11 protein-coding genes are annotated in these 11,904 nt (G+C 66.3%); 5 read left to right on the top strand and 6 right to left on the bottom strand.

The genetic code is table 11. From position 1 onward, the window contains the following. Positions 1–115: 115 nt before the first annotated feature. The 5 genes from G3545_RS28530 to G3545_RS28510 all read right to left on the bottom strand — a co-directional run bounded on the left by G3545_RS28530 (position 116) and on the right by G3545_RS28510 (position 5,692). A complete protein-coding gene (locus G3545_RS28530; RefSeq protein ID WP_170017658.1) occupies positions 116–997 on the bottom strand; it encodes a sugar ABC transporter permease in 882 nt (293 codons plus the stop codon). A 303-nt stretch (positions 998–1,300) separates the two neighbouring features. Then, complete coding sequence (locus G3545_RS28525; RefSeq protein WP_170017657.1) at positions 1,301–2,578, bottom strand: extracellular solute-binding protein; 1,278 nt, start codon at positions 2,576–2,578, stop codon at positions 1,301–1,303. A 67-nt stretch (positions 2,579–2,645) separates the two neighbouring features. After that, positions 2,646–3,443, bottom strand: coding sequence for a carbohydrate ABC transporter permease (locus G3545_RS28520; RefSeq protein WP_170017656.1), 798 nt, complete (start codon positions 3,441–3,443; stop codon positions 2,646–2,648). A gap of 21 nt (positions 3,444–3,464) precedes the next feature. Continuing rightward, positions 3,465–4,592, bottom strand: coding sequence for a sn-glycerol-3-phosphate ABC transporter ATP-binding protein UgpC (gene ugpC, locus G3545_RS28515; RefSeq protein WP_170017655.1), 1,128 nt, complete (start codon positions 4,590–4,592; stop codon positions 3,465–3,467). A gap of 308 nt (positions 4,593–4,900) precedes the next feature. Further along, positions 4,901–5,692 (bottom strand): SDR family NAD(P)-dependent oxidoreductase, encoded by a 792-nt coding sequence (locus tag G3545_RS28510; RefSeq protein WP_170017654.1) that lies wholly within the window; start codon positions 5,690–5,692, stop codon positions 4,901–4,903. Positions 5,693–5,850: 158 nt separating this feature from the next. On the opposite strand from G3545_RS28510, the gene G3545_RS28505 reads away from it, so the two are divergent. The 4 genes from G3545_RS28505 to G3545_RS28490 are packed head-to-tail and all read left to right on the top strand — an operon-like array spanning position 5,851 to position 9,711. Next, on the top strand, positions 5,851–6,726 hold the full coding sequence (locus tag G3545_RS28505; protein WP_170017653.1) for a DeoR/GlpR family DNA-binding transcription regulator: 876 nt from the start codon (positions 5,851–5,853) through the stop codon (positions 6,724–6,726). A 31-nt stretch (positions 6,727–6,757) separates the two neighbouring features. Further along, complete coding sequence (locus tag G3545_RS28500) at positions 6,758–7,558, top strand: BtpA/SgcQ family protein (RefSeq protein ID WP_170017652.1); 801 nt, start codon at positions 6,758–6,760, stop codon at positions 7,556–7,558. Between the two features lie 15 nt (positions 7,559–7,573). Then, positions 7,574–9,067 (top strand): FGGY-family carbohydrate kinase, encoded by a 1,494-nt coding sequence (locus G3545_RS28495; RefSeq protein ID WP_170017651.1) that lies wholly within the window; start codon positions 7,574–7,576, stop codon positions 9,065–9,067. Beyond that, entirely contained in the window at positions 9,064–9,711 is a 648-nt protein-coding gene (locus G3545_RS28490; protein ID WP_170017650.1) for an HAD family phosphatase, read from the top strand. The genes G3545_RS28495 and G3545_RS28490 overlap by 4 nt, the downstream gene beginning before the upstream one ends. A gap of 117 nt (positions 9,712–9,828) precedes the next feature. Here the strand turns inward: G3545_RS28490 and G3545_RS28485 are convergent, their stop codons facing one another. Next, positions 9,829–10,767, bottom strand: a complete 939-nt coding sequence (locus G3545_RS28485) for a LysR family transcriptional regulator (RefSeq protein WP_170017649.1) — start codon at positions 10,765–10,767, stop codon at positions 9,829–9,831. A 117-nt stretch (positions 10,768–10,884) separates the two neighbouring features. On the opposite strand from G3545_RS28485, the gene G3545_RS28480 reads away from it, so the two are divergent. Next, on the top strand, positions 10,885–11,877 hold the full coding sequence (locus G3545_RS28480; RefSeq protein ID WP_170017648.1) for an ABC transporter substrate-binding protein: 993 nt from the start codon (positions 10,885–10,887) through the stop codon (positions 11,875–11,877). Positions 11,878–11,904 lie beyond the last annotated feature (27 nt).

Raw genomic sequence — 11,904 nt, 5'->3', positions numbered from 1 at the left:
AAGAAATACGGTTGGACATGATAGCCCCCACTGTTCGATGACGTCCCGCCAGACGGCATCCGAGTGCTGTTATAGAGCCTGATGCGCCGTCCGGCCAACCGCGCGGGCAGCAAGGCTAGCGCCGCCGCTCCAGCGTGGCGAAGAAGGCGATGGTGAGGCCCAGCACGATCAGCAGCAGCACGAAGGCCGCGGCCGCGCCCTCATTGAGGTGCAGGCCGAGAAAGGCGCGGCGATAGGCGAAGAAGCTGAGCATCTCGGTGGAGGTGCCGGGCCCGCCCTTGGTCAGCACGTAGACGAGGTCGTAGGTGCGGAACTCGTTGATGAGCTGGATGATGACGGCGATCGCCGCCACCGGCCGCAGCATCGGCAAGGTGATGTACCAGAATTGCTGGAACTGGCTGGCGCCGTCGACCTCGGCCGCCTCGTAAGGGTCGCGCGGCAGCGCGGCGAGGCCGGCGGCGAGGATCAGCACCACGAACGAAGTCTGCTGCCAGATGTCGATGCCGGCCATGGTCCAGAGCGCGAGGTCGGCCGAGCCGAGCCAGTCGAGCCGCGGCAGGCCGAGCGCCTCCATCAGCTGGTTGGCGATGCCGAGATTGGGCTGCAGCAGCATGCGCCAGATCAAAGCGACGCTCACCGGCGACATCGCCATCGGGATGGTGAGGATGGCAAAATAGACCGGCTTCATCGTCACGGTGCGGTTCAGCATCATCGCCACCGCGAGGCCGATGACGAACTCGCCGACCACGGTGACGACGGAATATTTGATGGTGAGCCACACCGCGCCCCAGAACAGCGGGTCGGCCATCACCGTCGCGAAGTTCCTGAGCCCGACGGAGGGCTGGAGCATCGGCTTCAGCAGTGTCAGCGACGACAGCGAGATCAGCAGCGCATAGACCAGCGGAAAGCCCATCACCACGACGAGCGTGATGAGGCCCGGCAGGGCGAAGGCCCAGCCGGTGCGCCAGTCCCGATCCGCGAAGGCAAGCACGCGCATCCGATCTCTTTCTTGGTTCCTACGACGTCAACCGGAGGTGCCGCGAAGCGGCGTCGAAGGATGCCCACCCGGCCTTCTTCCCCCTCTCCCCGATGGGGAGAGGGTTGGGGTGAGGGGTCTTCTTCGCTCTGCAGCCGTGAGCCCCCTCACCGACCCGCTTCGCGGGCCACCTCTCCCCAACGGGGAGAGGGAAGAGGATGTGACGGCTCCCGAAAGAAGCGCCCGGCGCGGCGGCGGGGGGCTGGGCTGCCGCGCCGGGGCTGCGCGGGACCGCCCGAAGGCGGTCCCGGACATGCGTTCGCGTCATTTGTTGAGGAGTTGGGTCAGGCCGTCGGCGGCCGCCCTCAGCGCGTCGGCGGGCTTGGCCTGTCCGCCGGCAGCGAGGGAGAGCTGGGCGCCGAGCACGTCCTCATACTGCGCCGAATAGGCGAAGATCGGGAACGACTTGCCGGACGCCACCACGTCGAGGCCCTTGCCGTAGAACGGATACTTCTTCAGCACCGAGGCGTCCTGATAGACGTCGCTGCGCACCGGGGCGTGGCCTTCGAGGGCACGCGCCACCGAGACCTTCTGGCTCTGCACCCACTGGATGAACTTCCACGCCGCTTCCTGCGATTCCGGCGTGGTGTTCTTCGGGATGCCCCAGCCCCAGCCGCCGCTCTCGCCATGGCCGCCCGGCATCACCGAGAGCGCCACCTTGCCGGCGACCGCCGGACACTTCTCCTTGTTGTCGATCTGCGGCAGCATCCACCAATAGGTGACCATGCTGAATGCCTGGCCCGAGCACATCAGCCGCATGGTGTCGTCGAGCGTCGCCGAGAGCGCGCCCTGCTGGGCGCCGTTCTTGACGTTGTCGGCATAGAGCTCCAGCGCCTTGAGGCCGGCCGGGCTGTCGAGTGTCACCTTGCGGTCCGCGCCGAGATAGGAGCCGCCGACCGAGAACAGATAGTTGGAGAACTCCATGGCGTTGGGGTCGCCGCGCTGCGCCTGCATCGCCGCCCCGGCCACACCGGCATTCGCCTTCATGAACTTGGAAAGGCGGACATAGTCCTCGAGCGTGGTCGGCAGCGCCAGTTCCTTGCCCGTCGCGGCCTTGAAGGCGGCCTGCAGCTTGGGATCGGCCAGCAGGTCGGTGCGGTAGATCAGGCCCATCGAGTAATTGTACATCGGGATCAGCGGCAGCTGGTCCTTGGTCTGGCCGAGCAGTTCCAGCATCGAGGGGATGAAGGGCTTGAGGTCATAACCCGACTTCTCGACGAAGGGCTTGAGGTCCACCAGCCAGCCGGCGGCGGGGAATTCGCCGGCCCAGAGGAAGTCGACTTCGAGCAGATTGTAGTAGCTCTCCGGCGAGACCAGCTGGGCGACCAGCTTGTCGTGCATGTCGCCGTAGCCGATCTTCTCGAACTCGACCTTGATGCCGGTTTCCTTGGTGAACTCCGGCAGCATCGCCTCGATGATCTGCGTTTCCGGCACGTCCTCCATCAGCGCGCGGAGCGTGATCGGCTCCGCGCTCGCGGGGAGAGCGGAAGCGAGCATGCTCGCCCCGAGCAATGCCGCGAATAGGCTGCGCTTAGTTGTCATCTCGTTCTCCTGTTCTCTGGGCGGGCGTTCTGCCCGTTTGTTGGCGCATGCCCGGGGGCATGGCGGATTACTTCACACTGCCGAATGTCAGGCCCTGCACGATGAAGCGCTGGATGAAGCGCGAGGCGATCACCAGCGGTAGGACGGCGAGCACCACCCCGGCGGAGACCTTGGCGATCTGCACGCCGTTGGAGGTCTGCAGGGCGGCGAGCGCGACCGGCACGGTGGCGGTCTGTGGACCGCTCAGCACCAGCGCGAACAGGAATTCGTTCCAGGTGAGGATGAAGCCGAGCACGCCGGCGGCAGCGATGCCGGGCAGCGACACCGGCAGCACGATGCGCCAGAACGCGCCCCAGGCGGTGGCGCCGTCGGTCATCGCCGCCCATTCGAGATCGACCGGGATGCCCTCGAAGAACCCCATCAGGATCCAGATCAGGAACGGCAGGTTCAGCGCGGCATAGACGATGATCAGCCCGGTCAACGAATTGGTGAGGCCGAACATCCTGAACAGCGCGAAGGTCGGCAGCACGATGGCGACGGGGGGCAGCATCTGCGTCGCCAGCACCGCGAACCGCCCGGCCTTGCCGCTGGTCTTGAAGCGGGCAAAGGCGTAACCGGTCATCGCCGCGAACGGCAGCGCCACCACCACCGAGCCGAAAGCGACGATCAGGCTGTTGAGATAGGACTGGCCGTAGCGGGTGCTGGTGAACAGCGCGACGTAGTTGTCGAACGTCACGTCCGGCAGCAGCTCCGGCGAATAGGACAGCGGTTCGGGCAGCAGGCTGGTGCGGATCACCCACAGCAGCGGGATCAATATGACGGCGGAGACCAGAAGGAGCCCGAGATGCAGTCCGATGCGTCGCATGATGGTCTCCTCCGCTCTCGCTCAGGGCTTGAGGATGCCGAGGCTCGGCCGCGGCAGAGCCCTGGTGGTCTCGGGGTCGAAAAGATGCATCGGCCGGGCGTCGACATAGAGCGGGACCACGGCGCCAACCGGCGCAGTGAAATGGCGGCTGAGGCGCGCAGCGATCTCGACCGGGCGCTCGCGGCCGATCTGCCCGATGAGGATGTTCTCGACGCCGAGCGCTTCCATCGCCACCACGGTGACGTCGAGCTTTTGCAGGCCCGGCGCCTCGGTCTCGTGCAAATCCTCCGGGCGAATGCCGAAGATCACCTCGCGCCCGGCGGCCGGCGCATAGGCGGCGCGGTGCAGGTCCGGCACCGCCACGTTCAGTCCGTCGGCGGAAACCGTCAGCCCGTCACCCTCGCCTTGCAGGCGAGCGGGAATGAGGTTCATCGGCGGCGTGGCGAGGAAGCGGGCGACGAAGGTGTCGACCGGGTCGGCATAGACTTCCAGCGGCTTGCCGACCTGGATCATGCGGCCCTCGCGCATGATGCAGATGCGGTCGCCCATGGTCATGGCCTCGACCTGGTCGTGGGTGACGTGGACGATGGTGCGGTTGAGCCGGCGATGCAGCTTGACCAGTTCGAGCCGCATCTCGGCGCGCAGCTGCGCATCGAGGTTCGAGAGCGGCTCGTCGAGCAGGAACGCCACCGGATCGCGCACGATGGCGCGACCGAGCGCTACGCGCTGGCGCTGGCCGCCGGAGAGCGCGGCCGGCTTGCGATCGAGATAGGGGGTGAGGCCGAGGAGGTTGGCCGCCTCCTTGATCTTGTCGTCGATCACGCCGGAGGCCACGCCGCGCATCTTCAGGCCGAAGCCCATATTGTGGCGCACGCTCATATGCGGATAGAGCGCGTAGGACTGGAACACGACCGCGACGTTGCGGTCGCGCGGCGCGACATTGTTCACGCTGCGCCCGCCAATGCGCAGTTCGCCCGCACTGATGCTCTCGAGGCCCGCAATCATGCGCAGCGTGGTCGATTTCCCGCAGCCCGACGGGCCGAGGAAGATCACGAACTCGCCGTCCTCGATCTTCAGATCGACGTCGCGGACGCCATAGGCGCCGTTGGCGTAGAGCTTGGAGACATGATCGAGCTCGATCGACGACATCGGCATTCCTCTGGCCGCCCGCACTCCTCGCGGGAGCCGGCGGTCGGGCTAGGCGGGGAATAGTACGGAAACAAATCCGAACATGGCAAGCGCTAAAATGAACGCAATGTCACGTCAATGGCGGTGAATTCGAACATGAAGGTGCCGACCTCGAACCTAGCCACCTCATCCTGAGGTGCCGCCGCAGGCGGCCTCGAAGGATGCTGAAGCAGAGGAACGTCACTCGGTGGGAGCATCCTTCGAGGCTCGGGCTTCACCCGAGCACCTCAGGATGAGGTCGCATGGCCCGGAGCCTCGTCCTCGTCCCCTCACGTCATATAGACCCCGCCGGTCACATTGATCCCCTGCCCGGTCATGAAGCGCGCCTGGTCGGAGCACAGGAACACGACGACGTCGGCAACGTCCTCCGGCTGTTCGAGGCGGCCCAGCGGGGTCTGCGCGACATAATCGGCGATGACCTGTTCGGGTTCGATGCCACGCAGGCTCGCCTCCCACTGCACCTCGCGCGATTGCATGCTGGTGGCGACAAAGCCGGGGCACACCGCATTGACGCGGATGCCCTTGGCGGCGAGTTCGCGCGCCAGCGACTGGGTCCAGCCGAGCACGGCGAATTTCGAGGCGGCATAATGCGCCAGGAACGGCGCGCCGACCTTGGCGGCGAGCGAGGCGGTGTTGACGATGCAGCCTTTGCCGCTCGCCGCGAAATGCCGCGCCGCGACCTGGTTGGTGAGGAACACGCCGCGGGTATTGACCGCGAAATTGAAGTCCCATTCCTCGTCGGTCAGTTCCAGCGCCGGCGTCATGGTGGACACGCCGGCATTGGCGATCAGCAGGTCGCAATCCCCTAATCCGGCGAGCACCTGGGCGAAGGCGTTCTCCACCGATTCGCGATGGCGCACATCAACCTCAACCGCGATCGCCCCGCCGCCGAGTTCAATCGCAGTGCGGCGCGCCGCGTCGAGATTGATGTCGCCGACCGCCACTTTCACGCCTTGCCGCGCCAACGCTTCAGCAATGGCACGCCCGATGCCGGCGGCACCGCCGGTGACGAAAGCGCGTCGGCCGGCGAGTTCGGGATACATCGCGGAAGGGCTGGTCATGGGCTGGCATCCTCGTGTGAGAGGTGTACAGTATCTCAACATAAACGCACATCAAGTGAGTTCTTATGTTTGAATTTGTTTGATCTGTGCGGTAGGACTAGGGCCGCAAGGCATGGCGACGGATTCCCCTCGCCCGGCCCGATGCTTCGGATGCGACGATGGCCGACGACCTCTCATTTGAGCCTTCTGCGCCTCGGGGACCACACGGCGAGAACGCGCCGCGCGGCGAGGAGCGTCCGCGCGTGCTCTCCCAGGTGCGCCATGCCCGCATCCTCGATCAGCTGGGTGCCAGCGGCGCCGTCAGCGTCGCCACCATCGCCGCGGAGCTTGGCGTCTCCGACATGACCATCCGCCGCGACCTGCTGGAGCTGGAGCGCGACGGCCGGCTGGTACGCGTCCATGGCGGCGCGGTGGCACCCGAAGCACCCCCTGTCGCGATCATGGACAGCGACGAGCCGAGCTTCGACGCGCGCCTGCGCCGCGGGCTGGAAGCCAAGGACGCCATCGCCACGCTCGCCGCCTCGCTGGTCGCCGGCCACCGAACCGTCGCCGTCGATGTCGGCACCACCACCTATCTGATGGCGAAGCATCTGCGCGACGTCCCGCACATCAAGGTGTTCACCAACAGCCTGCGCGTCTCCGCCGCGCTCGACGGCACCGCGCCGGAGGTCTATGTCGCCGGCGGCCGGGTGCGCGCCGACGAGATGTCGGTCTGGGGTCCGACCGCCATCGCCCAGTTCGAGAAACTGTGGTTCGACGTCGCGGTGATCGGCGCCTCGGGCGTCACCGCCGACGGCTTCTTCGATTATTCCTTCGAGGATGCCGACATGAAGCGGGTCTATCTGCGCCGCGCCGGCATCCGCATTCTGCTCTGCGACGCCGCCAAGTTCCAGCGCATGTCGCTGGTGCAGGTCGGCGCGCTCACCGACATCAACATGCTCGTCACTGATGCCGAGCCACCACCGCGCATCGCCGCCGCCCTTGCCGCGGCCCGCGTCGACGTGCGCGTCGCCCCAGTGCCTGCCGGGACCTGAAGCCCCGCTTGTTTCTCAAGGAGTGTCCACGATGGTTTTCGAGTGCTTCGGCGACAAGAAGAAGGTCGTCATCGCCATGGCCCATATCGGCGCCCTGCCCGGCGCCCCGCTCTATGATGCCGATGGCGGCCTCGACAAGCTGGTCGAGGGCGTGCTGGCGGACATCGAGAAGCTCCAGGCCGGCGGCGTCGACGCCATCATGTTCGGCAACGAGAACGACCGGCCCTACGTCTTCAAGGCCGCGCCCGAGGGCGTCGCGGCGATGTCCGCGATCGTCCAGGCGGTGAAGCCCTCGCTCAAGGTGCCATTCGGCGTGAACTATCTGTGGGATCCGCAGGCCAGTGTCGCCATCGGCGCGGTGACGGGCGCCAGCTTCGTGCGCGAGATCTTCACCGGCCTGTTCGCCTCCGACATGGGCCTGTGGGAGCCGAACTGCGCCGAGGCCGCGCGGCTGCGCCACAATCTTGGCCGTGACGACATGAAGCTGTTGTTCAACATCAATGCCGAGTTCGCCCATTCGCTCGACCAGCGCCCGATCGAGCTGCGCGCCAGGAGCGCGGTGTTTTCCTCGCTCGCCGACGCCATACTGGTGTCCGGCCCGCTGACCGGCCAGCCGGCCGACCAGTCGCATCTGCGCAGCGTGGCCGAGACGGTGAAGGACGTGCCGGTGTTCGCCAATACCGGCGTGAACATCGACAATGTGCGCGACATCCTCTCGCTGGCGAGCGGCGTCGTCATCGGCACCCATTTCAAGGTCGACGGCAACACCTGGAATGCGGTCGATGCCGGCCGCGTCGCCCGCTTCATGGACGTCGTGAACAAGCTGCGCTGAACCGGCTGAACCTCCATGCCCTGCGTCCTCGGCCTCGATATCGGCACCACCTCGACCATCGGCCTCCTCGTCCGGCTCCCCGGTGAGGTGCTGGGTGTCGCGTCGCGGCCGGTGACGCTCTCCTCGCCTCATGCCGGCTGGGCCGAAGAGGATCCGGCCGAGTGGTGGGCGAACGTTCGCGCCATCACGGCTGAACTGATCGCGACGTCGGGTATCGAGCCAAGCGAGATCGCCGCCATCGGCGTCACCGGCATGCTTCCGGCCGTGGTGCTGCTGGATCAAGACGGCGCCGTGCTGCGTCCCTCCATCCAGCAGAGCGATGGGCGCTGCGGCGTCGAGGTCGGCGAACTGCGCGCCGAGAAGGACGAGGCCGAATTCATCGCCAAGGCGGGCAACGGCATTAACCAGCAACTGGTCACCGCCAAGCTGCGCTGGATCGCCCGACACGAGCCGGACGTCTTCGCCCGCATCGCCACCGTGCTCGGCTCCTATGACTATGTGAACTGGAAGCTCACCGGCGAGCGCGCGGTCGAGCAAAACTGGGCGCTGGAGGCCGGGTTCGTCGATGTCGCCCGCCACGAGATCGACGACGAACTCGTGGCCTGGGCCGGCATCCCTCGCAGTGCGGTGCCTCGCAAGGCAGCCTCGCACGAGGTGATCGGCCACGTCACACCCGAGGCCGCCGCCGCGACCGGGCTCAATGTCGGAACCCCGGTGGTTGGTGGTGCCGCCGACATGATCGCCTCGGCACTCGGTGCCGGCGTCACCAAGGCCGGCGATGTGCTGCTGAAGTTCGGCGGCGCTATCGATGTGCTCACCGCCACCGACCGGGTGCGGCCCGATCCCCGGCTCTATCTCGATTATCACCTCGTCCCTGGCCTGTTCATGCCCAATGGCTGTATGTCCACCGGCGGCTCCGGGCTGAACTGGTTCGTGCGCACCTTCGCCGGTGGCGAGGCCGCGGCTGCCGAACGCGAGTGCATCAGCATCCACCAGCATCTCGACCGTCTCGCGGCGGCGAAACCGGCGGGTGCCGATGACCTCGTCTTCCTGCCCTATCTGCTCGGCGAGAAGACGCCGATCCATGATCCGCAGGCGCGCGGCGTCATCGACGGGCTGACGCTCTCGCACGATATCGGCCATCTCTGGCGCGCGCTGCTGGAGGGCTATGCCTATGCCATCGCCCACCATATCGAGGTGCTGAACGATATGGGCCACGCCACGAACCACTTCTTCGTCTCCGATGGTGGTTCGCACAGCCGGGTATGGATGCAGATCGTCGCCGATGTGCTGCAACGCCCGGTGCAGCGGCTCAACGGCCATCCCGGCTCCTCGCTCGGCGCCGCCTGGACCGCGGCGGTCGGCGTCGGCCTCGCCGATTGGCCGGGCATTGCGCGCTTCGTCGCATATAGCGAGCAGGTGCAGCCCGATCCGCGCAACGCAGAAGTCTACGGTGCCGGCTACCGGCGCTTCCGCGAGCTCTATCGCCGGCTGAGGGATTTGCCGTGAACCTACCCCGCTTCCGCGCCGTTGCCTGGGACATTGACGGCACGCTGGTCGACAGCGAGCCGCTGCACCATGAGGCGCTGCTGGCCGCCGGCCACAATTGGGACGTCGACCTCTCCGACCTGCCGGACCAGGCGTTCCGCGGCATCCATGTCGGCGATGTGTGGAAGCTGCTCACCCCGCGCTTGCCGGCCGACATCATCGAGGCGGACTGGCACGAGGCAATCAACGATCATTATGTCGGCCACTATGAACGGCTGGTCGCCATTCCCGAGGCGGTCGCCACCATGCGCGCACTTGCCGGGCTCGGCGTCCGCCAGGTGTGCGTCTCCAATTCGGCGCGCCGCGTGGTCGACGCCAATATCAAGTCGCTCGGCATCGAGGACATCATCGAGTTCTCGCTGAGCTTCGACGATGTGACGGTCGGCAAGCCCGATCCTGAACCCTACCTCGCCGCCTGCCGGAAGCTCAGCCTCCAACCGGGCGAGGTGGTGGCGGTGGAGGACAGCCGTTCCGGGGTAACCTCCGCACGCGCCGGCGGGCTTTATGTGGTCGGATATCTCCCCTCGGGCGGCGATTTCGGCGAGGTCGATCTTGCGACGGATAGGTTGTCGTCGGTGCTGGAGCTGTTTCGGGCCGGCAATTAGCCGTCATCCCGGCCGCAGCGAAGCGAAGAGCCGGGATCGCTTCCAGATGTTTGCGCGATCCCGGATCGGCCTGACGGCCGTCCGGGATGACGTCGGTTGAAAAGGCACCAAGTCCCCTCACACCGGCGCCTGCGCCGGCAGCGGTAGCCGTGCACGTTCCGGCTGCGCCTGCACTTTCAGTTCATGGATGAACGCATCGACCAGCGGCTGTTCGCCCTTCAGCCGCCGCGTCGCGACGAAATGCGCGGATTCGAAGCCGTAGCTCTCCGGCCGCAGCACCCGCATCTGCTCCCGCCGCACCCAATCTTCGCCAATATGGCGCGGCAGATAGCCGATGAAGCGGCCGGACAGGATCATCATCACCTGCGCCTCCATGTGCACCACCGAGGCGCTGGCACGCGGATGATTGACCCGGTAGAGGTCGTCGAGGTGGCGATAGCCGCGCACCGAGAACAGCGCCTCCTCGATACGCTGATGGTTGATCTCGCGCCCCGGCAGCTCATAGAGCGGATTGCCGCGCCCGCAATAGAGCGCCTGCGGCTCGCGATAGAGCGGGATGTAGGAGATGCCCGGCACCTTCTGCGAGAACGGCCCGACCACGATATCCCGGGCGCCGTCCATCAATGAGCGTTCCAGCGCCAGCGGCGTGCCGAGCTCGAGATCGACGAACACCTCCGAGGCATAGGCGGTGTAGCGCGACAGCGCGGTCTGCAGCCCGAGCTGTGGGCTGGTGACGACGCCGTCGACAATGCCGACCCTGAGCCGCCCGACCAGCCGGCGCTGATCGCGGCCGATGCGGCCCTGGAAGGCGTCGATGTCGTCGAACAGCTGCTTGGCCGCGGCGAAGGTGGACTCGCCGAACGGCGTCAGCCGGAAGCCACCACGGCCGCGCTCGCACAGCTGGCTGCCAAGCTTTCGCTCCAGCGCCGCCAGATGGGTCGAGAGCGTCGACTGGGTGAGGTTCAGCGCGATCTGCGCATCGTGGAAGCCGCCCTCCTCCGCCAGCACGACGAAGACGCGCAGCAGCCGCAGGTCTATATTGTCGAGGCGGCGCATGGGATTGGCTCCGAAAATGCGGACATCGAAGATTACCGATGTAAGCATTCATTAAAAGCAATTTTCCTGCATGTGAAATTGCGGGAGCATGCGTCGCCTTCCAAAGGAGCGTCGCCAATGAACGCCAGAATCAATCTCTCCGCCCTCGCCGTGCTCGGCCTTCTCGCGGCCGGCCCCGCCAACGCCGCCGACACCATCCGCGTGCTGGCCCCGACCTGGCCCGGCTTCGCCCCGGTGCTGGTCGCCTCCGACCTCGGCTACTTCAAGGAGATGGGGCTCACCGTCGACATGAAGTTCGAGGACGACCGCGCCAACGTCATGGCTGCCTTCGCCCGCGGCGACATCGATGTCGACATGCGCACCGTCGGCGAGCACCAGGGTCGCCCGCGCGATGCCTCGACCCCCGGCATCATCATCGGCACCATCGACAGGTCGCTCGGCGGTGACGGCGTGATCGCCGACGGTTCGATCGCCAGCGTCGCCGACCTCAAGGGCAAGACCATTGCCGCCGAGCCCAACATCCCGGCCCGACTCTTGCTCCAGCTCGCTTTGAAGCAGAAGGGGCTGACCTTGAAGGACCTCGACATCAAGGAGATCGCCACCGCCGATACCGTGGCGGTGTTCGCGGATTCCTCGGTCGCCGCGGTGGCGAGCTACGAGCCCTTCATGTCGCAGGCGCTCACTGCGCATGCCGCGCGCAAGCCGAAGCTGCTGCTGTCCTCCAAGGACAGCGACATCATCATCGACGTCATCACCGCCCGCCAGGATGATCTCAAGGCCAATCCGAAGAAGTACCAGAACTTCCTGAAGGGCATCTACAAGGCAGTTGCCTATTACAAGAGCAACCCGGCCGACTTCATCAAGCTGGCGGCGCCGCACTACAATCTGAGCGAAGCCGAGGTGAAGGACATCCTCGACACTTCGCTGGTCTATACCAGCCTGGAGGACGCGAGCGCGCTGATCGGCACGCCCGCCAAGCCCGGCACGCTCTACGGCATCTTCGACACCGTCATGGCGCTGAACCTCGAAAACGGCGCCGCCGACAACAAGCTCGTCGCCGCCCAGCAGATCGACCCGTCGGTAATGGCGGCTGTCGCAGCCAGCAAGTGAGCGATGGCCAATTGACCGAACCCGCCC

Origin of the sequence: Starkeya sp. ORNL1 (assembly GCF_012971745.1) — a bacterium.
In the GTDB taxonomy this organism is placed as follows: domain Bacteria; phylum Pseudomonadota; class Alphaproteobacteria; order Rhizobiales; family Xanthobacteraceae; genus Ancylobacter.
The sequence above is the reverse complement of the archived record's forward strand: the minus strand, read 5'-3'. Positions and strand labels throughout refer to the sequence as shown.